Origin of the sequence: uncultured Plantibacter sp. (genome assembly GCF_963518075.1) — a bacterium.
GTDB lineage: Bacteria > Actinomycetota > Actinomycetes > Actinomycetales > Microbacteriaceae > Plantibacter > Plantibacter flavus_A.
Genome location: NZ_CAUQHZ010000014.1, coordinates 1 through 22,602 on the forward strand (window position 1 = coordinate 1; position 22,602 = coordinate 22,602).

26 protein-coding genes are annotated in these 22,602 nt (G+C 69.1%); 14 read left to right on the forward strand and 12 right to left on the reverse strand.

From position 1 onward, the window contains the following. The 3 genes from RWN05_RS15035 to RWN05_RS15045 form a co-directional block, all read right to left on the reverse strand. The coding region (locus tag RWN05_RS15035; RefSeq protein ID WP_314140143.1) for a DUF222 domain-containing protein at positions 1 to 401 on the reverse strand (401 nt) is incomplete at its 3' end. A 287-nt stretch (positions 402 to 688) separates the two neighbouring features. After that, entirely contained in the window at positions 689 to 1,120 is a 432-nt protein-coding gene (locus RWN05_RS15040) for a hypothetical protein (protein ID WP_285038506.1), read from the reverse strand. Between the two features lie 92 nt (positions 1,121 to 1,212). Beyond that, positions 1,213 to 1,860 (reverse strand): TetR/AcrR family transcriptional regulator, encoded by a 648-nt coding sequence (locus RWN05_RS15045; protein WP_064297068.1) that lies wholly within the window; start codon positions 1,858 to 1,860, stop codon positions 1,213 to 1,215. A gap of 132 nt (positions 1,861 to 1,992) precedes the next feature. On the opposite strand from RWN05_RS15045, the gene RWN05_RS15050 reads away from it, so the two are divergent. From RWN05_RS15050 to RWN05_RS15075, 6 genes are all read left to right on the forward strand, one after another. Further along, a complete protein-coding gene (locus RWN05_RS15050; protein ID WP_314140145.1) occupies positions 1,993 to 3,651 on the forward strand; it encodes an ABC transporter substrate-binding protein in 1,659 nt (552 codons plus the stop codon). A 168-nt stretch (positions 3,652 to 3,819) separates the two neighbouring features. Then, positions 3,820 to 4,692 carry an ABC transporter ATP-binding protein gene (locus RWN05_RS15055; protein ID WP_175117005.1) on the forward strand — a complete coding sequence of 291 codons (873 nt, stop codon included), beginning with the start codon at positions 3,820 to 3,822 and terminating at the stop codon, positions 4,690 to 4,692. Continuing rightward, positions 4,689 to 5,504: an ATP-binding cassette domain-containing protein gene (locus RWN05_RS15060; RefSeq protein ID WP_314140146.1), complete on the forward strand. Its 816-nt coding sequence runs from the start codon at positions 4,689 to 4,691 to the stop codon at positions 5,502 to 5,504. The genes RWN05_RS15055 and RWN05_RS15060 overlap by 4 nt, the downstream gene beginning before the upstream one ends. Continuing rightward, positions 5,501 to 6,484 (forward strand): ABC transporter permease, encoded by a 984-nt coding sequence (locus tag RWN05_RS15065; protein ID WP_064297072.1) that lies wholly within the window; start codon positions 5,501 to 5,503, stop codon positions 6,482 to 6,484. Before RWN05_RS15060 ends, RWN05_RS15065 begins: the two co-directional genes overlap by 4 nt. Positions 6,485 to 6,491: 7 nt before the next feature. Continuing rightward, on the forward strand, positions 6,492 to 7,538 hold the full coding sequence (locus RWN05_RS15070) for an ABC transporter permease (RefSeq protein WP_399543083.1): 1,047 nt from the start codon (positions 6,492 to 6,494) through the stop codon (positions 7,536 to 7,538). Next, the gene (locus tag RWN05_RS15075) at positions 7,535 to 9,847 is read left to right on the forward strand and encodes a glycoside hydrolase family 3 N-terminal domain-containing protein (protein ID WP_314140148.1); all 2,313 of its coding nucleotides are present in this window, start codon (positions 7,535 to 7,537) and stop codon (positions 9,845 to 9,847) included. The genes RWN05_RS15070 and RWN05_RS15075 overlap by 4 nt, the downstream gene beginning before the upstream one ends. 71 nt (positions 9,848 to 9,918) lie before the next feature. Here the strand turns inward: RWN05_RS15075 and RWN05_RS15080 are convergent, their stop codons facing one another. The 3 genes from RWN05_RS15080 to RWN05_RS15090 form a co-directional block, all read right to left on the reverse strand. Next, positions 9,919 to 10,221 carry a hypothetical protein gene (locus RWN05_RS15080; protein WP_064297075.1) on the reverse strand — a complete coding sequence of 101 codons (303 nt, stop codon included), beginning with the start codon at positions 10,219 to 10,221 and terminating at the stop codon, positions 9,919 to 9,921. A gap of 180 nt (positions 10,222 to 10,401) precedes the next feature. Beyond that, positions 10,402 to 10,668, reverse strand: a complete 267-nt coding sequence (locus RWN05_RS15085) for a hypothetical protein (RefSeq protein WP_314140150.1) — start codon at positions 10,666 to 10,668, stop codon at positions 10,402 to 10,404. Then, positions 10,665 to 10,985 (reverse strand): hypothetical protein, encoded by a 321-nt coding sequence (locus RWN05_RS15090; protein WP_064297077.1) that lies wholly within the window; start codon positions 10,983 to 10,985, stop codon positions 10,665 to 10,667. The genes RWN05_RS15085 and RWN05_RS15090 overlap by 4 nt, the downstream gene beginning before the upstream one ends. Before the next feature lie 191 nt (positions 10,986 to 11,176). On the opposite strand from RWN05_RS15090, the gene RWN05_RS15095 reads away from it, so the two are divergent. Further along, the gene (locus tag RWN05_RS15095; RefSeq protein WP_071261759.1) at positions 11,177 to 11,740 is read left to right on the forward strand and encodes a Dps family protein; all 564 of its coding nucleotides are present in this window, start codon (positions 11,177 to 11,179) and stop codon (positions 11,738 to 11,740) included. Between the two features lie 71 nt (positions 11,741 to 11,811). Here the strand turns inward: RWN05_RS15095 and RWN05_RS15100 are convergent, their stop codons facing one another. Beyond that, entirely contained in the window at positions 11,812 to 11,940 is a 129-nt protein-coding gene (locus RWN05_RS15100) for a hypothetical protein (protein WP_255376699.1), read from the reverse strand. Between the two features lie 117 nt (positions 11,941 to 12,057). On the opposite strand from RWN05_RS15100, the gene RWN05_RS15105 reads away from it, so the two are divergent. Continuing rightward, positions 12,058 to 13,236, forward strand: a complete 1,179-nt coding sequence (locus RWN05_RS15105; RefSeq protein ID WP_314140152.1) for an FUSC family protein — start codon at positions 12,058 to 12,060, stop codon at positions 13,234 to 13,236. 23 nt (positions 13,237 to 13,259) lie between these two features. On the opposite strand, the gene RWN05_RS15110 is transcribed toward RWN05_RS15105, so the two are convergent. Beyond that, positions 13,260 to 14,099, reverse strand: a complete 840-nt coding sequence (locus tag RWN05_RS15110) for an SDR family oxidoreductase (RefSeq protein WP_175117012.1) — start codon at positions 14,097 to 14,099, stop codon at positions 13,260 to 13,262. 169 nt (positions 14,100 to 14,268) lie between these two features. On the opposite strand from RWN05_RS15110, the gene RWN05_RS15115 reads away from it, so the two are divergent. Together RWN05_RS15115 and RWN05_RS15120 are read left to right on the forward strand one after the other, a co-directional pair. Next, entirely contained in the window at positions 14,269 to 16,053 is a 1,785-nt protein-coding gene (locus RWN05_RS15115) for a glycoside hydrolase family 15 protein (RefSeq protein ID WP_314140155.1), read from the forward strand. Between the two features lie 198 nt (positions 16,054 to 16,251). Next, the gene (locus tag RWN05_RS15120; RefSeq protein WP_121291367.1) at positions 16,252 to 17,148 is read left to right on the forward strand and encodes an SDR family oxidoreductase; all 897 of its coding nucleotides are present in this window, start codon (positions 16,252 to 16,254) and stop codon (positions 17,146 to 17,148) included. Between the two features lie 96 nt (positions 17,149 to 17,244). On the opposite strand, the gene RWN05_RS15125 is transcribed toward RWN05_RS15120, so the two are convergent. Genes RWN05_RS15125 through RWN05_RS15135 form a run of 3 tightly spaced genes read right to left on the reverse strand, consistent with a single transcriptional unit; the run spans position 17,245 to position 19,011 of the window. Continuing rightward, the gene (locus tag RWN05_RS15125; protein WP_314140156.1) at positions 17,245 to 18,324 is read right to left on the reverse strand and encodes a YihY/virulence factor BrkB family protein; all 1,080 of its coding nucleotides are present in this window, start codon (positions 18,322 to 18,324) and stop codon (positions 17,245 to 17,247) included. Then, the gene (locus tag RWN05_RS15130) at positions 18,317 to 18,559 is read right to left on the reverse strand and encodes a DUF3618 domain-containing protein (RefSeq protein WP_064297084.1); all 243 of its coding nucleotides are present in this window, start codon (positions 18,557 to 18,559) and stop codon (positions 18,317 to 18,319) included. Before RWN05_RS15130 ends, RWN05_RS15125 begins: the two co-directional genes overlap by 8 nt. After that, complete coding sequence (locus tag RWN05_RS15135; protein WP_071261765.1) at positions 18,556 to 19,011, reverse strand: phage holin family protein; 456 nt, start codon at positions 19,009 to 19,011, stop codon at positions 18,556 to 18,558. Before RWN05_RS15135 ends, RWN05_RS15130 begins: the two co-directional genes overlap by 4 nt. 167 nt (positions 19,012 to 19,178) lie before the next feature. Between RWN05_RS15135 and RWN05_RS15140 the strand changes: the two genes are divergently transcribed. Then, positions 19,179 to 20,093, forward strand: coding sequence for a VOC family protein (locus RWN05_RS15140; protein ID WP_175117017.1), 915 nt, complete (start codon positions 19,179 to 19,181; stop codon positions 20,091 to 20,093). Continuing rightward, the gene (locus RWN05_RS15145; RefSeq protein ID WP_121291373.1) at positions 20,090 to 20,722 is read left to right on the forward strand and encodes an alpha/beta hydrolase; all 633 of its coding nucleotides are present in this window, start codon (positions 20,090 to 20,092) and stop codon (positions 20,720 to 20,722) included. Before RWN05_RS15140 ends, RWN05_RS15145 begins: the two co-directional genes overlap by 4 nt. A gap of 4 nt (positions 20,723 to 20,726) precedes the next feature. Here the strand turns inward: RWN05_RS15145 and RWN05_RS15150 are convergent, their stop codons facing one another. After that, a complete protein-coding gene (locus RWN05_RS15150) occupies positions 20,727 to 21,191 on the reverse strand; it encodes an Lrp/AsnC family transcriptional regulator (RefSeq protein ID WP_121291375.1) in 465 nt (154 codons plus the stop codon). Positions 21,192 to 21,297: 106 nt separating this feature from the next. On the opposite strand from RWN05_RS15150, the gene RWN05_RS15155 reads away from it, so the two are divergent. Together RWN05_RS15155 and RWN05_RS15160 are read left to right on the forward strand one after the other, a co-directional pair. Continuing rightward, positions 21,298 to 21,771, forward strand: a complete 474-nt coding sequence (locus RWN05_RS15155; RefSeq protein ID WP_314140158.1) for a DUF2000 domain-containing protein — start codon at positions 21,298 to 21,300, stop codon at positions 21,769 to 21,771. A 59-nt stretch (positions 21,772 to 21,830) separates the two neighbouring features. Beyond that, positions 21,831 to 22,529 (forward strand): Pr6Pr family membrane protein, encoded by a 699-nt coding sequence (locus tag RWN05_RS15160; protein WP_071261773.1) that lies wholly within the window; start codon positions 21,831 to 21,833, stop codon positions 22,527 to 22,529. Positions 22,530 to 22,602 lie beyond the last annotated feature (73 nt).

Genomic DNA, 22,602 nt, shown 5'->3' on the forward strand with positions numbered 1-22,602 from the left:
ACCGGGACGTCACTGAGTTGGTCGATGATCGTCTGCGCGTGCCGCGCCGAGATACGGCCCGCCTCGAGCGACGCCAGGACTGATGGGGCGTCGTTCACGAGACGTTCGGCGTCATTGGTGGCCCGCTGGACCGTCTGCTCGGGCGTGTGCGTCGCCATCGCGAGGGCCGCACACGTCGAGCGACGCGAGAGCGCCTGCCGCTCGGCCGGGGGGAACACGGCCGGAACGACCGAGTCGGCGAAGGCGTCCGCGTAGGCGGCGGAGCGGGCCAGGAGGCGCGCTTTGCGTGCGTCCAGGACGGCTTGTTGCCGGTGGAGTTCCGCCCACTCGTCCGAGAACTCCGCGAGCTGCGCGGCGTACTCGTCGCCGACGCGGGTCGCGGCGGAGGAGGTCTCGGTCATGGGACTAGTCCATCATGGACCACTGACATTCCAGATGCCGAGTCGCACCGGTTGTGGACGTTGCTCGTGGGCCCTTCGACAGGCTCAGGGACCGGGGGAAGGGCGCCGGGTTCGTGGGGTTCTCCGTGTGCCCTTCGACAGGCTCGGGGACCGGAGGGAGGGTGCCGGGTTCGTGAGGTTGCTCGGGTGCCCTTCGACGGGCTCAGGGACCGGGAGGAGATCACCTGAGCGGGAGGTCCCGTGTGCCCATCGACGGGTTCAGGGACCGGGGCCCAGCGGCCGGAGGGTCAGACGGCCCTGGCGAGCAGGTCCGCGACACGCTTCGCGACGGCGTCGTTCCACGCGGTGACACCGAAAGCGGTCGGCCACAGGTCGCCGTCGTCGAGCTTCGCGGAGTCGTTGAACCCGATGGTCGCGTAGCGCGCCTTGAACTTCGCCGCCGCCTGGAAGAACACGACCGCCTTGCCGTCGGCGCCGACGTAGGCGGGCATGCCGTACCAGGTCTTGGCCGCGAGGCCGGAGTCGCCGCTCATGATCAGCTCGTGCAACGGCTCGGCGATCGCGCGGTCGGCGTCCTCCATGTCGGCGATCGCGTCGACGACGGCCTGCAGGGCCTCCTCGCGACTCGCGGCCGCCTTCAGCTCCTTGGCGCGCTCCTTCATCGCCGCGCGTTCCTCGGCGCTGAATCCGCTCTTCGTGCTCGACTGCTTCTCGGCCATGTCGACGTCCTTCCGATCACCGTCTCCGAGTCCTGCCCGGCTCCGCCTCTCACGGTAGCCCTCGCGGTGGGGACGTGGGGTGCGGATTCGGCTCAGTCGTCCAGCGCGCCGGGACCGAGTACGGACTCGACGATGACCCGGATCGCGTACTCGCTCGTCTCGGCGAGATCGACGTCCGCCGGGTCGATGAGCCACTGCACCTGCAATCCATCCATGACCGCGAGGATGGACGCCGCCGCACGGTGGATCGTCTCGGGCGCATCGACGCCCCGCTCGGCGCACACCACCTCGAACGCCTCCGCGATCTCCCGACGCAGCGTCCGGTAGCGGTCGTCGAAGTAGTGCCTGGCCGGGTGGTCCTCGGTCACCGACTCCGCCGACAGGACGACGAACGCCTGCACGATCCCGGCGCGCTGCGCGTTCGCGGCGGCAGTGCGGATCAGGTGTTTGAACAGGTCGATGCCGCCCGGGATGTGCTGGTCGTCGAGATCCTGCACGTCCGTCGCGTCGCGATAGCTGAGCACCTCGAGGAGGAGCTGGTCCTTCGACCCGAAGTGGTGCAGGATGCCCGCCGGCGTCATGTCGACGAGCTCGGCGATGTCGATGAGCGTGCCGTTCGCGTACCCCTTGGCGCCGAAGACGTCCAACGCGGAGCGGACGACCTCGGCTCGCCTCGCCACGGTCGCCGGGCGTGGCTGGGCCGGTCGTTTCACCGTGTTCTGTCGTTTCACCGTGCTCATGGTGTCCGTTCCGCGGGGGCCTCGATGCGCCCGACACTACCGCGCTTGCCAACTTACTGAATGGTCAGTAAGTTATCACCGAATCCCGACTTGCGCCGCACTGCCGCAGCGCACACCCAAGAGGAGAAAGCGATGAAGCTGAGAACCCCACTGCTGGCCGCGTTCGCGGCCACAGCCCTGCTGCTCACCGGATGCACCGGTGGCGGCGGGTCGAGCGACGGCCCCGAGAGCGGCGCCGCGCTGACGATCGCGAAGCCGGACGGCTCGATCGCCACCGAGTCCAACAACCCCTACGTCGGCGACTCGTCCGCCATGAAGCTCGGCTACATCAACGCGATCCTGGAGCCGCTCGCGATCGTCAACCTCGTCGACCCGAGTGCCGAGGTGAAGCCCTGGCTCGCATCCGAGATCGCCTGGTCCGACGACTACACCTCCGTCGCGCTGACCGCCCGTGAGGGCGTCACCTGGAACGATGGCGAGGCGTTCAGCGCCGACGACATCGCGTTCACCTTCCAGCAGTTCATCGACCACCCCGAACTCGACAACTCGGCCCTCGGCCTCACCACGGTCGCGACCGAGGGTGACACCGTCACCCTCTCGTTCGCGAACCCCATGTTCGTGAAGCAGGACAAGGTGCTCCTCAAGCAGATCGTCCCGAAGCACGTGTGGGAGTCCGTCGACGACCCCGCCACCTTCGAGAACCCGGAGCCCGTCGGCACCGGCCCGTACACGCTCACGAGCTTCAGCACCGAGAGCGTCGAGCTCTCCGCCCGCGACGACTACTGGGGTGAGCAGCCGGCCGTGCCGACGCTCTACTACGTGTCGTACAACGACAACACGGCTCTCACCACCGCGCTCGCGAACGGTGACGCCGACTGGGCGCAGGCCTTCATCCCGAACGTGCAGTCCGCGTACCTCGACAAGGACAAGGAGCACAACGTCTACTGGGCGGCCGCCGGTCTCGCCGTCGACGCGATGTTCGTGAACACGCAGACGAAGCCGTTCAACGACCCCGCGTTCCGCCAGGCGGTGAACCTCGTCATCGACCGCGAGCAGCACCAGCAGATCGCCCGCGAGGGCGGCGTCCCCGAGCTCAGCTCGGTGACCGGCCTCCCGACCCCGGCGGGTGACGCGTTCATCGCCTCCGAGTTCGAGGGCGAGGACTACACCGTCGACGCGAAGGCCGCGAAGCAGGTCCTGACCGACGCCGGCTACACCTGGCAGGACGACGTCCTCACCGACCCGTCCGGCGAGGCCGTCACCTTCACGCTGTCGGTACCGCAGGGCTGGAACGACTACGTGACCGGCATCAGCCTGATCGCCGACTCGGTCAAGACGCTGGGCGTCACCGCCACGGTCGACACCCCCGACCAGGACACCTGGTGGGCGGCGAAGTCCGACGGCGACTTCCAGGCCATCCTGCACTGGACCGACACCGGCGCGACGCCGTACGACCTGTACTCCGACATCATGGACGGCCGCTGGCTCGTCGCCGAGGGCCAGGCGGCCGACTTCAACTTCGGTCGGTACGACAGCCCGGAGGCCACCGCGGCGCTCGCGGCCTACGCCAACGCCACGGACGACGCGACGCGCGCAGCCGCCCTCGAGACCGTGCAGAAGCTCTTCGTCTCCGACGTCCCGGCCATGCCGATCGGCACACGCCCGTTCATCGGTTCGTACAACACGCGGAACTACACCGGATGGCCGAGCGAGGACGACCCATACGCGCCCGCCGACCCGACGCAGCCGACCGCGGTCTACATCCTCACGCAGCTCAAGGCCGCGAAGTAGGCACGGCATCACACCGACGGGCGGGGCGCTCATCCGCCCCGCCCGTCACCTCCCGCATGCCCAACGGCATGCACCGCGGCCAGCGACAGAACGGATTCATGCAGTGTCCAACGACGACCTGCCGACGGTCCGGCGCCGCTTTTCATCAGCACAGAACGGACTCATGCAGTGACCAACGACGACCTGCTGACGGTGTCCTCCTTCAGCGTCACCTACGACGTGGAACCGCCCGTCGAAGCCGTGCGCGACGTCTCGCTCACCCTCCGCCGCGGCGAGATCCTCGGCCTCGCGGGCGAGTCCGGCTGCGGCAAGACCACCCTTGCCTACGGCCTGCAACGGCTCCTCAAACCACCGGCGGTCATCACGGGTGGCACCGCCGTCTTCCACGACGAGTCCGGCGAGGACATCGACCTCGGCCTGCTCGGCGAGGAGGAGATGCGCGCGTTCCGCTGGGACAAGGCCTCCATGGTGTTCCAGGGCGCGATGAACGCCCTCAACCCGGTCACCTCGATCGGGCGGCAGCTCGACGACGTCTTCACCACGCACCGCCGGGGCATGTCGCGAGCCGAACGCCGCGAGGAGGCCGGCAAGCTGCTCGACATCGTCGGGGTCGGCCGCGACCGCCTGAAGTCCTACCCGCACGAGCTCTCCGGCGGCATGCGCCAGCGCGTCATGATCGCGATGGCGCTCGCCTTGAAGCCGCAGCTGATGATCATGGACGAACCGACCACCGCCCTCGACGTGCTCGTGCAGCGCGAGATCCTCCAGCAGATCTCCGAGCTCCGCACCGAGTTCGGGTTCTCGGTCATCTTCATCACCCACGACCTCCCGCTGCTCCTCGAGATCTCCGACCGCATCGCCGTCATGCGTGCCGGTCGGCTCGTCGAGATCGACACGGCGGAACGCATCTACCGACAGGCGAAGGACCCGTACACGCGGAAGCTGCTCGCGTCCTTCCCGAGCCTCACCGGCGAGCGCGGCGACTTCGTCCGCGGGACGGGTGCCGCCACGTCGGCCACCCAGGCAGGAGCGACCGCATGACCACCCTCGAGTTCTCCCACGTGTCGAAGCGGTACCGGGTCCGTGGCTCCGGACACATGCTCGCGCTCGACGACGTCAGCTTCACCCTGCGGTCCGGCCAGACGCTCGCCCTCGTCGGACAGTCCGGCAGCGGCAAGTCGACCATCGCGAAGATCCTCACCCAGCTGGAACGGGCGACGAGCGGCGACATCCTGCTCGACGGGAAGGCGATCCCGCGTCGTGGTCGTGCACTCCGCCGCTACCGCCAGCAGGTCCGCATGGTCTTCCAGGATCCGTTCGCCTCGCTGAACCCGTCGCACACGATCCGCCACCACCTGGAGCGGCCGTTGCGCCTCGACCACGTCGTCGCCGAGGCCGAGGTCGAGGACGAGGTGCACCGCCTCCTCGAGCGCGTGCAGCTCGACCCGGCCGGCACCATCGACCGTCGGCCCCACGAACTGTCCGGCGGTCAGCGCCAGCGGGTCGCCATCGCCCGTGCGCTCGCGTCGCGTCCGTCCCTCCTCATCGCCGACGAGCCCGTCTCGATGCTCGACGTCTCCATCCGGCTGGGCGTCCTCAACCTCCTGGCCGAGCTGCAGCGCGAGTCGCGACTCGGCGTGCTCTACATCACGCACGACCTCGCGACCGCGCGACACTTCAGCGACGAGATCATGGTCCTGCACCACGGCGAGGTGGTCGAGCGAGGCCCGGCCGACGACGTGATCCTCCGCCCGCAGCACCCCTACACGCTCGCCCTCCGCAACGCGTCGCCCGACCCCGACCGCCACTTCGCGGGCGACGCGCTCTCCGAATCGGCAGGGAGCCGACCATGACCTTCTTCCTCCGTCGCGCCGCCTTCTACGCGTTCACCGCGTGGGCTGCGATCACGATCAACTTCTTCCTGCCGCGCATGCTCAAGGGCGACCCCGTCTCGGCGTACATCGCGAAGAACCAGGGCCGCATCAGCCCCGAGGCCGCGGACTCGCTGCGCACCCTGTTCGGACTCGACGCCGACAAGTCTATGCTCGAGCAGTACCTGGACTACTGGCGGTTGCTGTTCTCGGGCGACCTCGGACGGTCCTTCTCGAAGGGCCTCGCACCCGTCACCGACGTGATCGCCGCCGCCCTGCCGTGGACCGTGGGCCTCGTCGGGATCGCGACGATCCTGTCGTTCGTCCTCGGCACCTCCATCGGCGCCCTCATCGGCTGGCGACGCGGCAGCAAGGCGGACTTCATCGTCCCGCTGTCCACCTTCTTCTCGACCGTGCCGTACTTCTGGATGGGCCTCATCGCGATCGCCGTGTTCTCCACCCTCCTCGGCTGGTTCCCCGCCTCCCACGCCTACGGCAAGGGATCGAGGCCGGAGTTCTCGCTCGACTTCATCGGTCAGGTGATCGCGCACGGCTTCCTCCCGGCGGCGACGATCGTGCTCGCCTCGCTCGGCGGCTGGATCCTCGGCATGCGCAACATGATGGTCACCGTCCTCGACGAGGACTACGTGACCGTCGCCCAGGCGAAGGGCCTGCCGACCCGTCGGGTGCTCGTCGACTACGCAGCACGCAACGCCATGCTGCCGCAGCTGTCGAGCTTCGCCCTGTCGCTCGGCTTCATCGTCGGCGGCACGATCGTCATGGAGATGGTCTTCTCCTACCCGGGCGTCGGCAAGCTCCTGCTCGACGCCACGACGGCGAAGGACTACCCGCTCATGCAGGGGCTCTTCCTCGTCATCACCCTCACCGTCCTCGTCGCGAACATCCTGGCCGACGTCGCCTACGCGGTGCTCGACCCCCGCACCCGCCAGATGGAGTCCTGACATGACCATCCCCACCACCGAGGCCCTCGCCACCGCTGAGGCGCCCAAACCGACGCCGGCCGGCCGCTCGGTCGCCGCACGGTTCGCGTCGTCGTTCGCGATGTTCCGGAACGGCAAGTCGATCACGGGCCTCTGCATCCTCGGCTTCTTCGTCCTCGTCGCGGTCTTCGGCGACCTCATCGCGCCGTACGGCCCACTGGAGAAGGACTTCACCGCGCTGCGCCAGGCTCCGTCCGCCGCGCACCTGCTCGGCACCACGCACATGGGCGAGGACGTCCTGAGCCAGCTGATCTACGGCACCCGCGGCGTGCTCCTCGTCGGCTTCCTCGCGGGCATCTTCGCGACGATCATCGCCGTCGCCATCGGCGTCACCGCCGGGTACGTCTCGGGGTTCACGAGCGAGTCGCTGTCCGCGCTGACGAACGTCTTCCTCGTCATCCCGGGTCTCCCGCTCATGATCATCGTGGCGTCCCAGTACGACAACCCGAGCCTGTTCCTCATCGCCGGTGTCCTGGCGCTCACCGGGTGGGCGTGGGGCGGCCGGGTGCTGCGCGCGCAGACGATGTCGCTCCGCAACCGGGACTTCATCCAGGCGGCGAAGGCGAACGGGGAGTCCCTCTTCCGGATCATCACCGTCGAGATGCTGCCGAACCTGACCGCCATCATCGCCTCGAGCTTCGTCGGCACGGTCACCGCGGCAGTGCTCGGGCTCACCACGCTCGCGTTCATCGGTGTCATCCCCATCACCAACCTCAACTGGGGCACCATCCTGTTCTGGGCGCAGCAGAACGGTGCGTTCCCCGACTTCTGGTGGTGGTACGTGCCCGCCGGTGTGTGCATCGCCCTGCTCGGTGTCGCATTGTCGCTCATCAACTTCGGGATCGACGAGTACGTGAACCCGAGGCTCCGCTCGGCTGGCGAGCGCGCCAGGGCCCTCCGCAAGCGCGGCATCAAGCCCGGGGCGAGCGTCACCGCCGTCCGCACCGAGCCGGCCGGCCCGTCCACGATCACCGACACGACCCACACCGAACGCGCTGGAGCGACCGAACGATGAAGACCGACACCACCCGTCACCTCGACGCGGCCCGCTACCTCGACGCCACGCTGCCCATCGCGGCCCGTGTCGACGACCTCGTCGAGCGGATGACCGTCCGGGAGAAGGTCGGCCAGATGATGCAGCTCGACGCCCGCGACGACATCGAGGCGCACGTGCTCGAGACCCACGTCGGCTCGATCCTGCACGCGTCACCGGAGCGTCTCGCGGTCGCCCATGAACTCGTCGGCCGGACGCGACTACGGATCCCGCTGATCGTGGGGGAGGACTGCATCCATGGGCACTCCTTCCACCTCGGCGCGACGATCTTCCCGACGCAACTGGCCATGGCCGCGAGCTGGGACGCCGAGCTGCTCGAGCGGGTCGCCAGGGCCACGGCCGTCGAGGTCGCCGCGACGGGTGTCCACTGGACGTTCTCGCCGGTGCTCTGCATCGCGCGCGACCTCCGCTGGGGCCGCGTCGGCGAGACCTTCGGTGAGGACCCGTTCCTCATCGGTGAGCTGGCCTCCGCGATGGTGCGCGGCTACCAGGGCGACGGACTGTCCGACCCGACCGCCATCCTCGCGACGGCCAAGCACTTCGCCGGCTATTCCGAGACGCAGGGTGGCCGCGACGCGAGCGAGGCCGACATCTCCCCGCGCAAACTGCGGTCATGGTTCCTCCCGCCGTTCGAGCGGGTCGCCCGCGAGGGCTGCGCCAGCTTCATGCTCGGCTACCAGTCGATCGACGGGGTGCCGATCACGGTCAACGAGTGGCTACTGGGCGACGTCCTGCGCGGTGAATGGGGGTACGAGGGGACGCTCATCACCGACTGGGACAACGTGGGCCGCATGGTATGGGAGCAGCACGTCAGCCCCGACTACGTGCACGCCTCGGCTGCCGCGATCCGCGCCGGCAACGACATGGTGATGACCACCCCTGGCTTCTTCGAGGGCGCCCTGGAAGCGCTCGAGCGCGGCCTGCTCGAGGAGGCCGACCTCGACCGGGCGGTCCGTCGCATCCTCACCCTGAAGTTCGCGCTCGGCCTGTTCGAGCGCCCGCGGCACCCGGACGCCGCGGAGCAGCTCGCGGTGATCGGCTCGCCGGAGCACACCGAGCTCAACCTCGAGACCGCGCGGCGTTCGCTCGTCCTGCTCCGCAACGAGGGCGTGCTGCCGCTCGCCGGCGGCTACCGGGCGGACGAGGCAGGCAGGGCGATCGCGACGTCCGAGGCCGGGCCGCAGCGCATCGCCGTCGTGGGTCCGCTCGCGGACGACGCGCAGATGCAGCTCGGCGACTGGGCGGGCAACTCCGGCCAGGCCGGTTGGCTGCCCGACGGCCAGCCGCGCGAGATGATCACCACCGTGGTCGACGGCCTGCGTGCGGTCGCACCCGCCGGGAGCACGGTCACGACGGCGTTCGGAGCGGACATCCTCACGCTCTCGCCCGATCCCGCGGGGGCGACCTTCCCCGACGGCCAGCCGCGTCCACCGCTCGTCACGCCCGCGCGACCGGACGAGGCGCTCATCGCGGAAGCCGTCGCACTGGCCGAGGACGCCGACGTGGTCGTCGCCGTGGTGGGCGACCGCATCGAGCTCGTGGGGGAGGGTCGCTCCACCGCGACGCTCGAGCTCATCGGCGCACAGGTGGCCCTGCTCGACGCCCTTGCCGCCACCGGGAAGCCGCTCGTCGTGGTCCTGCTCGCTTCGAAGCCGCTCGTGCTGCCGCCGTCCGCGCTGCACGCCGACGCGATCGTGTGGGCGGCCAGTCCCGGCATGCAGGGCGGTCGGGCGATCGCGGAACTCCTGCTCGGTCTCATCGAGCCGACCGGTCGCCTGCCGATCTCCTTCGCGCGGCACGCCGGCCAGCAGCCGACGTATTACAACCAGATCCGCGGCCAGCACGGCGACCGCTACGCCGACCTCACCCAGGAGCCTGCGTTCGCGTTCGGCGACGGGCTCTCCTACTCGAGCGTCGAGTACGGGCAGCCGCGCCTCGACCAGGCCGTCTACGGACGTGACGAGACCGTGCGTGCCGAGGTCGAGGTCCACAACAGCGGTTCGCGCTCCGTCCTCGAGACGGTGCAGGTGTACGTCCGCGACCTCGTCACGTCAGTGAGCTGGGCCGACCAGGAGCTGAAGACGTTCCGTCAGGTCGCGATCGAACCGGGCGACACGACGACGGTCACGATCGAACTGCCCGTCGCCGACTGCTCCATCGTCGACGCGCGGGGACGGCGGGTCGTCGAAGCGGGCGAGTTCGAGCTGCGGGTGGGCGGTTCGTCACGGGCCGATGCGCTGCACGCGGTCCGCTTCACGATCACCGACTGAGCCGTCGAGCACCGGGACCCTCAGGGGGCCGCACGAAGTCCCTCCTGTTTCGTGCGGCACCGCGGGGCCGATCAGGCCAGTTCTTCGGCGTCCGCTCGAACGGTGACCTCGCCACCGTTGGCGCCGTGCATGAGGTCCTCCAGCAGCGGGCGGTCCATCTCGAACGTCTCATCCGACTCGAAGCTGAACTGCAGCGGGATCGAGGGGTGCAGCCAGAGCGTGACGCGGCCGCGTTCCGTCGAGGTGTCGCGGAGCGTCACCGAGAACGACTCGTTCCGGCGGAGCTTCATGAGGGTGATGGTCTTGACGTGAGCCAGCATCCGGTCCTCGAGGTGGAACCGGTTCTCGCCCGTCCCGTAAACGATCGCGCCCATGTGCTGTACCCTTCTCCGGACCTCCGACGATCGACACGGCGAGATGCGCCGGTGTCGAGCGGCCAGCCTGGAGACCCACTTCAACGTCCGCCGAACTAGTCTAGGAAACTTGAAATCGGCGCTCTGAACTGTTGATTTCCGAGTGCCTGCTGCGCTATGCGTGTCCGCTCGGCGAGATGGTCAGGACAGCAGGTCCGGGTCCTGTCCCTGAGGGAGGGTCGAGGACGGGGTGTCCTGGGAATCGCCGTCAGGCGTGCCCATCGCGATACCGATACCGGGACCGATCAGGAGGTTGATGGGCTCCAGCTGTCCTTCGCCGCGGTCGACCTGCAGCCATCGGAACTGCCCGGACGAGATGCTCTCGAGCACCTCGGCGCGGAACTCGTCCGGGTCGGAGACGGCGATCGAGTACGGAAGTCCCTGGTAGACGATCTCCATGCGGCTCATGCGACTTGTCCTGTCCGGCTCGGAGCGGGCTCCGCGATGACCGAGAGGCCGTGGGCGGAGTTCGCCGTGACGTTCAGCGCGTCGATCCACGCGCGGTTGAGGTCGATCGGGACGCTGCCCGAGTACTTGAAGCGCAACGGCACCGAGGGGTGGATCCAGATGACACTGCGCCCGTCGCCCGCCCGCGGGTCGTCCTTCCAGCCGAAGTAGAAGGCCTCGTTCCGGCGGAGCTTCGCGCCGATCACGAACTGCAGGTGCGCAAGCAGCCGGTCCTCGAAGGTGATCGAGACCTCAGAACCGTAGATCAGTTTTCCCATGGCGGGCCGTGCTCTCCTCGTCGTGCTTCACGCGGTGTCGCGTCACGCTGTGTCGCTTCACCATAAGTCTCCCGGCTCGGAATTCCCAGCTGACGACCGCGCGGGCGCGAATGGGAGATGTCGTCGATGATGTCAAGGGCCCCCGGATCGACAGCTTCGGTGCGTAACCTGCGGTGCAGGAGGTGCCACCAATGGCAACAGCAGAGAAGACCAGCAAGACCGAGAGCACGACCCGATCGGCTCCCGGAGGATCCGGGCCGAAGCCCACCCGTCGGCAGAACGCCGAGAAGGGTTTCGTCGCGTCGAAGGAACTGGACGCCAACATGCAGGCCGTCCTCGTCGACCTCATCGAGCTGTCGATCCAGGGCAAGCAGGCACACTGGAACGTCGTCGGACGCAATTTCCGCGACACGCACCTGCAGCTGGACGAGATCATCGACGCTGCCCGTGAGTTCAGCGACACCGTCGCCGAGCGCATGCGTGCCCTGCACGCCGTGCCGGACGGACGCAGCGACATCGTGGCCGAGACCACGACGTTGCCCGAGTACCCGCAGGGCGAGATCGACACCTCGGAGACGATCGATCTGATCACCGTCCGACTCGAGGCCGTCGTCGGCACCATGCGCCGCGTCCACGACGAGGTCGATGACGAGGACCCGACGAGCGCGGACATCCTCCACGCGATCATCCAGCAGCTGGAGCAGTTCGCCTGGATGATCAGCGCGGAGAACCGGACGGCGACCCGCAGTCGTTGACCTGGGGCGGCGTCCGACGGCGAATCGTCGTCGGCGCCGCCACCCATCGGGGTCGGATGTCGGTTCGGCGACTACTCGTCGTCGGCGCCGCCACCCGACGCCGTGTCCTCACCGTCAGTGGACTCGGAACCGTCGGAGCCCGAACCGTCGGGGATCTCCTCCGCGTCCGGACGTGAGGATGATGCAGATGCGTTCGTCATGTTCGCTTCCTTCCTGGTTGTCGCCATCGGAGATGACCAGACCCACGCTAGGCCGCCGAGCTGATCGGCGCGTGGGGGTTGACGCTTCGACAGGGCCAGACCACCATGGCGGCTGTGATGAGCGGCGATGAGGTGACCGGACGCAAGACCCCGACGGGGAGCATCCGCACACCGAAGCAACGGGTCGGCGCGTGGATCATGCCCGCGCTGCGTCCGTGGCGCCTCATGCTCGCGCTCAAGGTCGCCATCGCGGCCACCGCGGCCTGGTTCCTCGGCAGCCTGCTCCCGGGCGAGCTCGGTGACTTCTCCTACTACGCCCCGCTCGGCGCCCTCGTCAGCCTCACACCGACGCTCATGGACTCGGTGCGCTCGAGCCTGCAGACCCTCATCGGTCTGGGCCTCGGCATCGGACTCGCGTGGCTCCTCATCATCTCGCCCGCGCCCGGCTGGGTGTCCGTATCCCTGTCGGTGGGGCTCGGCACACTCCTCGCCGGCTTGCCGGGGCTCGGACAGGGCCGCGACTACGTCCCCATCGCGGCGCTCTTCGTCATCATCATCGGCGGCGCGAACGCCAACGACTTCTCGCTCGGCTACCTCGTGCAGATGGCACTCGGCGTGCTCGTCGGGCTCCTCGTGAACCTGCTCATCATGCCGCCGCTGTTCGTCCGCGAGTCGGCAGCCGGGATCTCGGCCGCGAGGTCACGGATGGTCGGTGCGCTCCGGAGCATGTCGGACACCCTCCGATCCGAGTCGGCACCGACCTCGGACGACCCGCCGTCCTGGGACAGCTCGCTGCTCGCCATCCGGCACGACGTCGACGCCGCGCGCGGGCTGATGAAAGACGCCGCGGAGAGCCGCCGGGCCAACCCGCGCACGCGGTGGAACCGGCACGACTTCCGCGGGGACGAGGGGGCGCTCGCCGCCCTCGAACGGATCGCGCCGGTGGTCGTGGAAATCGGTGACGCCCTGCGTGCGGCGCTCTGGGGGATCCCGGTGCCGGTCGACCTCGACGAGGGCGTCCGGAGCGCACTCGCCGATGCGATCGACGCCTCGGCCGACCTCGTCGAGGCCGCGATCGACGACGAGCGTCTCTCCGAGGCGTTGCGTGCCTCCGACCGGGCGCTGACGATGCTGCGTCGGGCGGTCCGATCGGCCCACGCGGGCGCGAACGGTGCGGCCGGTCGGGAGCCGGACGACGACGACCCGGCGGAGGATGCGGGTGGCGAGAACCTGCTGTTCGCCCTGCGCCGCATCCACGCCGAGATCGAACGCTCGGAGCGGTCGCCAGACGCCTGAGCGGCGCCCGGCGCGCCCGGTCCTCAGAGGATCGGCTTGCCGCCGGTCACCGCGATGACGGCGCCCGAGATGTAGCTCCCCTCGTCCGAGGCGAGCAGCACGTAGGGCGGTGCGACCTCGGCGGGCTGTCCCGGACGCCCGAGCGGGGTGTCCGTCCCGAACGACTCGACCGTCTCGGGCGGCATCGTCGACGGGATCAGGGGTGTCCAGATCGGGCCGGGGGCGACCGCGTTCACGCGGATCCCGTCGCCGCCGAGCAGCTGCGCGAGCGACGCGGTCATACTCGCGAGACCCGCCTTGGTCATGGCGTAGGGCATGAGCTGCGGCGACGGCGAGTCGGCCTGCACCGAGCTCGTCGCGATGATCGAGGATCCCGGAGCCATGTGCGGGACCGCCGCCTTGCTCAGGTGGAAGAACGCACTGAGGTTCGTCGCGAGCGTGTGGTCCCACTCCTCGTCCGGGATCTCGGCCAGGCTCTCCCGGGTCATCTGGTACGCGGCGTTGCTCACGAGGATGTCGACCTTGCCGAAGCGCTCCACCGTCGCGCGGACGATCTCGCGGCAGTGCTCCGGGCTCGTCAGGTCACCGCCGATGCTGAGCGCGCTCCGGCCGGCCTCCTCGACCCAGCGCACCGTGTCCGCGGCGTCCTCGTCCTCGTCGAGGTAGCTGACGACGACGTCCGCCCCTTCGCGGGCGTAGGCGATCGCGACGGCCTTCCCGATGCCGCTGTCGCCGCCGGTGATGATGGCGACCTTGCCCTCGAGCTTGCCCGAACCCCGGTAGCTGGTCTCGCCGTGATCGGCCTGCGGCGTGAGCGCTCCCTCGGTCCCGGGCGGCTGCTGCTGCTGAGCGGGCTGGTTCATGGTGTTCCTCCCTGTGCTGCTGCGGTTGCGGTCCGTCCACCCAAGCCGATCCGGGTGATCCGCCTCCAGGGGTTGACGCCCGCCCGGCACCGGGCGTCCCGTGCTAGCAGCCGCGTGCCGGGGCCGCCAGCCCCGGCGATTCGGAGGCGCGGCTCGTAGGGTGAATCGCATGACCGCAGCTGGCGAGGATCTCCGTTCGTACGCACCGATCGGGGACGGCCGCACCGTCGCCCTCATCGGACTCCGAGGCCAGGTCGACTGGCTGCCGATCCCCGACCTCGGCTCCATGCCGGTGTTCGCCCGGCTGCTCGACGACGACTCCGGCGGGTGCATCGAGCTCGAGCCGGTCGGCGAGTACACCGTCACGAGACGCTACGTCTCCGGCACCAACGTGTTGCGCACGACCTTCACGACCGAGCACGGGCGCGCGACGATCACGGACGCACTCGTCACGGGTATCGCGGGCCGCCTGCCCTGGGCCGAACTCGCACGCCGGATCGACGGCGTCTCAGGCAGCGTCGAGTTCACCTGGCGCGTCCGGCCCGGGACCGCGCTGGGGACGGCCTCGCCCTGGATCGAGGACAGCACACGGGGCCCCATCATCCGGTCGGGCGCGACGACGATCGCGGTGGTCGGCGACGAGTACGGGCCGAACGAGGTCGAGGTCGATGGATCGATGCCGACGGAGCTCTCGGGCCAGTTCACGACCAGCGAGGACTCCCGGCATCTCCTGATCGTCGTCGCCACCCACGGCGAGCCGATCCATTTGCCCGTGCCTGCCAACGTCGACGTGGGCATCGACCGCACGATCGACAACTGGCGGGCCTGGTCCCGGGCGTTCTCCTACGAGGGACCGTGGGCGAATCAGGTGCAGCGCAGCGCGCTCGCCCTGAAACTGCTCATCTTCAGCCCCACCGGGGCCATCGCCGCCGCCGCCACGACGTCACTGCCGGAGAACCCGCGCGGGGCCAAGAACTGGGACTACCGCTTCGCCTGGGTGCGCGACCTCGCGTACACCGCGCATGCGCTCGTCCGCTTCGGTCTCCGCGAGGAGACGCACGCCGCCGTGTCGTGGCTGCTGCGCACCATCCGCGAGAACGGGCCGGAGCTGCACATCTTCTACGGACTCGAGGGCGGTGTGCCCGACGGGGTCGTCGAGCACGACGTCGCCGGCTGGCGCGGTATCGGACCGGTGGTGAGTGGGAACCCCGCCCAGGGGCAGTTGCAGCTCGGCGTCTACGGCGACCTCTTCGCGATCTGCCGCACCTACGTCGACGCCGGCAACGTCCTCGACGTGGAGACCGGTCGTCTCCTCGCCGAGGTCGCCGACCGCACCTGCGACCTGTGGCGGAATCGCGATGCAGGCATGTGGGAGCTGCCGCAGGAGGAGCACTACGTCTCGTCGAAGATGGGCTGCTGGCAGGCCCTCGGCGATGCGGTGCACCTGGCGGAGCTCGGGCAGGTCGCCGGCAGTGCCGATCGCTGGCGCGCCGAGCAGACCCGGATCCGGGAATGGATCGACGAGCACGGATGGAACGAGGAGCGCGGCGCGTACGTGATGTTCCCCGGGAGCGACGATCTCGACGCCTCGGTGCTGCTGCATGCGATGAGCGGATTCGACCGTGGTGACCGCATGTCGTCGACGATCGACGCGCTCACGGACGAACTCGGCGAGGGGGCCCTGCTCTACCGGTACTCGGGCGTGCAGCAGGAGGAGTACACCTTCGTCGCCTGCGCGTTCTGGCGGGCGTCCGCGCTCGCCTGCGTCGGCCGTCATGACGAGGCGATCGCGGCCATGGACGAACTCGTCGGCATGACCAACGACGTCGGAATCCTCGCCGAGATGATCGATCCCGCCGACGGTGCGCACTGGGGCAACCTGCCGCAGGCGTTGAGTCACCTCGCGCTCATCAACGCGGCCCTCACGATCAAGGAGCTCACCGGGGAGGAGTGAAGTCACCGGTCCCTGAGTCTGCACCCTGAGTCTGCACCCCGGTCCCTGAGCTTGTCGAAGGGCGGTCCCTGCGCGGATACCCGGCAGCCTCCGAGAACGCAAGCCCCGGGGTCACACCGGTCGCGTTCCGTAGCGTTACAACCACTCGGCCACGATCCGATCCACGCCGAACACCCACTGAACGAGAGGACCATCACCATGGCCGACGACCAGTACACCTTCACCGACCCGGCGAAGCTCTACGCTCACATCTCCGCGGAGAAGCAGCACCAGCCCGAGCCCGGCCTCGACGCGAAGCTCGACCCGAAGGCCGACCTCGGCGAGGAGAGCTACCGCGGCAGCGGCCGTCTCACCGGCCGCAAGGCGCTCATCACCGGCGGTGACTCCGGCATCGGAGCGGCCACGGCGATCGCCTTCGCCCGCGAAGGTGCCTCCGTGGCCCTGTCCTACCTCCCCGAGGAGGAAGAGGACGCGCAGCGCATCGCCGGCATCGTCCGCGAGGCCGGCGTCACCGTCCTCACCCTGCCGGGCGACCTGCGCGACCCGTCCTACTGCCGTGACCTCGTCGCGCAGACGGTCGAGGGCCTCGGAGGACTCGACATCCTCGTGAACAACGGCGGCAAGCAGACGTTCAACGAGGACCTCACCACCCTCACGGACGAGCAGTTCGACGACACCTTCAAGACCAACGTCTACGCGATGTTCTGGCTCTCGAAGGCCGCCCTCCCGCACCTGCCGGCCGGCTCGTCGATCATCAACACGACCTCGATCCAGGCGTACTCGCCCTCCGACATCCTCGTGGACTACGCGTCGACCAAGGCGACCATCAACGCCTTCACGAAGGCGCTGGCGCAGCAGCTCGCACCCAAGGGCATCCGCGTCAACGCGGTCGCGCCCGGCCCGATCTGGACGCCGCTCCAGGTGTCGGACGGTCAGCCGCAGGACAAGATCGCCGAGTTCGGCGAGGACACCCCGCTCGGCCGCATGGGCCAGCCTGCCGAGCTCGCGCCCGCCTACGTGTTCCTCGCGTCGGCTGAGTCGAGCTACGTCCTCGGTGAGACCCTGAACGTCAACGGCGGTATGCCCACGCCGTAACCCCGTCCCAACTCACAGCAGCCCGCGAACTGTCAGTTCCGGCTAGTCGGACCACCATCCGACTAGCCGTTTCTGACAGTTCGCGGGCTGTTCTGGTCAGTCCTGGCGGTCTGCCGCTCGTCGGACACGACGGCCCTCGAGGGCGTCCTTCGCGTCGCGGTCGGCGAGCGCCTTGATCGCGGCGTCCGAGCGCAGCGGCAGCTGCAGTTCCTGTTCCGCGGCGACACCCGAGGCGAGCTGGCGGCCACGCTGGATCTCGATGTCGAGCTGGGCACCGAACAGCAGTGCGAGGTTCGCGATCCAGATCCACAGCAGGAAGATGATGATGCCGGCGAGCGAGCCATAGGTGGCGTCGTAGTTGCTGAAGTTGGCGATGTAGAAGCCGAACCCGACCGAGGCGATGAGCAGGATCAGGAGAGCGGCGAGCGCACCGATGCTGATCCAACGGAACTTCTCCGGCTTGATGTTCGGCGTCGCGGAGTACAGCACGGCGATGACGAAGACGAGCGCGATGGCCATGACCGGCCACTTCGCGATCGACCAGACCGTGAGGCCCGTCTCACCGAGACCGACCGCCTGTCCGATGGCCTGCGCGACCGGGCCGGACACGATGAGCGCGAGGGCGATCACCGAGATGACGAGGAGGACGACGAGGGTCACGCCGAGCTGCGTCGGACGCAGGGACCAGATCTTGCGACCCTCCTCGACCCCGTACATGCGGTTCAGCGCGCGACCGAAACCACCCACGTAGCCGGATGCCGACCACACGGCACCGGCGATACCGGCGAAGAGGGCGAAGCCGATCGCCGGTGACTCGACGAACTGGTTCACGGCGTCGGTCAGGAAGCCGAGGCTGTCGCCCGGTGCGAGGTTGCCGACGATCTCGAGCAGGGCGTCGGTGCCGCTCCGGCTCTGCCCGAAGAGGCCGAGGATCGAGACGAGCGCGAGGACGGCCGGGAACAGCGACAGGATCGCGAAGTAGGTGAGCCCTGCCGCGAGGTCGGTGCACTGGTTCGAGGTGAAGGAGTGCAGCGTCCGCTTGAGGACGTAGCCCCAGGGCACGGGGACGCGCTGCGGCTGCATCGTCTCCTCGGCGTCATCCGCGTGACGGTCCTTCGGATCGTCGGGCTGGCTCGCCTCGACGCGGTCCTGGCGCTGCTTGGTGGGTTCAGACACGGTGCCCTCGGTTCGCACGCCACAGCAGGACGCCGGCGCCGACGACCGCCACCGAGGCGACGACGATGGCGGTGGTGCGCAGGTGGTAGGCCACGGCGGTGCGGACGTCGAACTTCTGGAAGAGGAGGTCGAGCGTCTGTGCGAGGTGCTCACGCGTCTGCTCGACGTCGAGCTGCAGGGTGTTCAGCCCGGCGCCCTCGGGGGGAGTGGGGCGGGCGAGATCCTGGTCGCTCATGCTGCGGCCTCCTTGGTGTCGTGCTTCGAGTCGTGCTGCTGGTGCTCTGCGAGGTGGTCGCCGGTGAGGGCTTCGACACTGCGCTCGGGAACGGGCTTCGCGCCGGCCTTGAGCTTCTTGACGCCGACGAGCGCCAGGATCCCGGCGACGAGGATGAGGACGACGCCGACGATGAGGGCGGCGAGCCAGGCGGGGAGCACGGTGGCGAGTCCGAGGACGGCGGCCGCGATGAGCGTCCCGAAGCCGAAGAGCACGAGCACCAGGGCGACGACGAGCATCCCCGCGCCGATCCCGAGGTCCTTGGCCTTCTTCGTCATCTCCGCCTTGAACAGGGCGATCTCGCCGGTGACCAGGCGGACGACGTCCTCGCGGAGGTCGGTGAGGAGGGTCTTCATGGGAGGAAGTCCGCGGCGACTCCGTCTGCGGTCGGCCGCGCTGCTGGCATCGGTCATGTGAGCACTCTTCTCGTTGTGGTCCTCCAGCCCACACCCCTCGCGCGCGCGAGACAAGGGCTTGACAGGCGTGTCGGCCGATCGCGGAATACGACGACCCTGAATTGGTTACATCTACAAGTAAACGGGGTAGCCTGTACCGACCCCATCACCCGATCGGAGACCGAATGTCCGCTGTGCTCGACGAGCGTCTGCTCGCCCCGGAGACGTCGATGGGCGCGGTCACGCTCCGCGTCGGCGACCTCGACCTCATGTCCGGTTACTACGCCAACGCCTTCGCGATGGAGCCGCTCGAGGAGCGCAGCCGTGCCCGCGAGGTGCACCGGGTGCTCGGTCGTGGCGACACCCCGCTCGTGCGACTCGTGCACACGCCGGATCTGCCGGCCGTCGACCGGCGGCAGGCCGGCCTGTTCCACACGGCGTTCCTGTTCGAGGACGAGTCGAGTCTCTCGGCGACGGTCTATCGGGCCGCGCAGGATCCCCGCGGACAGTTCGTCGGGTCGAGCGACCACTTCGTGAGCGAGGCGTTCTACTTCACCGACCCGGAGGGGAACGGCGTGGAGCTGTACACGGACCGCCCGCGCAGCAGCTGGGTGCGCTCGGGGGACCAGATCGCCATGACCACCACGTACCTCGACCCGAACGCCTACCTGCAGCGGCACCTCACGGAGGACGCCCTCGGCGCCGGGCCGTCGTTGGCCGGCGCGGTCGGGCACGTGCACCTGCAGGTCGGCGACCTACAGACCGCCCGAGCCTTCTATGTCGACGCCCTCGGATTCGAGACGACGCAGACCGAGTACCCCGGCGCGATCTTCGCCTCCGCCGGCGGGTACCACCACCACATCGCGATGAACGTCTGGAACAGCCAGGGCGCCGGTCCCCGCGCGGCCGCCCTCGGCCTCGGCGACGTGTCGATCACCGTCCCCGACCTCGCGAACCTCGATACGCTGGCCGCGAGGCTGCGCACCCGCACGATCCCCTTCGACGCGGACGGTCGTTCCGTGACCGTCTCCGACCCGTGGGGGACCCGCGTGACCGTGGCGCTGCCCGACCTGTCGACCGAGGAGCTGCTGTCCCGATGACCACCGCACTGCGCGACGTCCGTTCCGCCGACTGGGCCGAGACTGCCGCTGCGGCTCCCGCCGTCGCGGTGCTCCTGCACGGCTACGGCTCGAACGAGCACGACCTCACCGGCCTCGTCGGGCCCCTCGCGCTCGGCATGCCCTGGGTGTCGCTGCGCGCGCCGCTCGAGATGGGACACGGCGGGGCGGCCTGGTTCGAGATCACGACGCCGGGCAACCCGGACCCGGAGCCGATCGCCCGCGCAACGGACGCCGTCTGGGGCTGGATCGACGAACACGTGTCGGCCGAGGCGCGCATCGTGCCCATCGGTTTCTCGCAGGGTGGCTTCATGGCTTCGCAGCTGCTGCGCACCCGACCCGAGCGGGTCGTGGCGCCGGTGATCCTCGCCGGCTTCGTCCTGAGTGCACCACAGCCCGGCGACGAGGTGCTGGCGGCGACGAAGCCCGCGGTGTTCTGGGGACGGGGTCTCGAGGACCGGGTCATCGCCGCGCCGGCCGTCGCGCGGACCGCCGCCTGGTTGCCGCAGCACACGACGCTCACCGAGCGCACCTATCCGGGGCTCGCCCACGGGATCCACCAAGCCGAGATCGACGACGTCCGCGGGTTCCTCGAGGCGCACACCGGCTGATCGTTCAGGTCTCCGGTTCCGCAGGCATCACCACCTGCGGTCGCACGTGCTCGTAGACGACGCTCGTCCGGACGTCCGCGACCTCCTCGCGCTCCGTGAGCTTGTCGATGACGAAGGCGTAGAGCGCGTCGTTGTCGGTGACGGCGACCTGGAGCAGGAAGTCCTCGTTCCCGGAGACGACGAAGACGCCGATGGTCTCCGGGAGGGTGATCGCCCAGCTGCGGAACGCGTCGATGTTGACGCGCGACGGCGGCCGGATCCGGATCGCGATGAGCGCTTGGACGGAGCGACCGAGCGACGGCAGATCGACGTCGAGTCGCGCGCCGCGGATGACGCCGCGGCGGTACAGGCCGCGTGTCCGGTCGAGTGCGGTGGTGGGGGAGACGCCGACCGCGGCCGCGATGTCGCGGTTGGTGCGCCGAGCGTCGCGCTGGAGTTCGCGCAGGATCGCCGTATCAAGTTCGTCCATGGCGGCGATTCTGCCAGATGCACCGAACGATGTACGGCTGCGATCCGCGCTCCCTTCTGATCGACGTAGCCTGAGGATCGATTCGCGTATGACATCAGGGAGAGACATGACGGAAGAACGATTCGTCGGCTTCGCGCCGGAGGAGATCGACACGGCGGCGCCCACGCGGTCCGCCCGGCTGAAGTGGGTCGTCGTCGTGCAACAGGATCTTCCGGCCGGTCGTGCCGTGAATGCGGCGGCCTGCGTCGCAGCGGCGATCGGAGCCGGGGTGCAGGGACTCCTCGGACCGGACGCGGTCGACGCCGACGGCTCGGCTCATCCCGGACTGCCGTGGGCGGGGTGCAGTGTGTTGTCCGCACCGGCTGCGCAACTGGGGGCGATCCGGGCCAAAGCGGCGGGGTCGGACGGCGTGCTCGTCGTCGACATGCCGGAGGCGGGCCAGCTCACCCGGGTCTACGACGAGTACCTCGAGGTGGTTGGGGACACCGTGTCGGATGCACTCAACCCGATGGCCGTCGCCCTGGTCGGGCCGCGCAACCGTGTGGACCGGATCGTCGGGCGACTGCCGCTGTTGGCCTGAAAGCGCACGTGTCAGGGCTTGAGGGAGATGGGGTGCGGCGGGCTGGCTAGGGTTGGCGGGTGAGCACCACCGTCCATCCCACGCAGGTCGCGCCGTCCGCGGCCGTCGTCACCGCCAGCCGTGTGGTCTACCTCCTGATCGCCGTGATCATCGCGATCTCGCTCGTCATCCAGATCGTCCTCGTCATCACCGGCGGCGCCGACGCCCGCTCGGGTGGTGTGGACATGTCCGTCGACCTCGCGACCCGGTTCGCACGCATCTTCAGCGCGTTCACCATCCTCAGCAACCTCATCGTGCTCACCGTGTCCGTCCTGTTGGTGATCGACCCCCTGCGTGACGGCCGGCTGTGGCGGGTGGCGCGGCTCGACGCCCTGCTCAGCATCGTCATCACCGGCATCGTCTACGCGGTGGTCCTCGCGCCGCAGGTGAACCTCACGGGGTGGGCGCTCGTCATCACGATCGGGTTCCACTACCTCTCGCCGTGGCTCACGCTCGGTGCCTGGCTCGTGTTCGGTCCGCGTCCGCGCTTCACCTGGAGCACCGTCGCCTGGGCGTTCCTCTGGCCGCTCGCCTGGGTGGTCTTCACCTTCATCCGTGGCGGCATCACCGGCTGGTACCCCTACCCCTTCCTCGATGCGACGCAGCTCGGCTTCGACGGTGCCGTCCGGAACGCGCTCATGGTGCTCGTCGTCGCGATCGTGTTCGCCGTGCTGCTCAAGCTCGTCGACCGGGTGCTGCCCGCCACGCTCCGCCGCTGAGGTGAGGTAACTGGTCGCCCGGCAGCGTTCCGGGTGACCATCTGCCTCACCTCGGGGCCGTGTCAGGATGGGG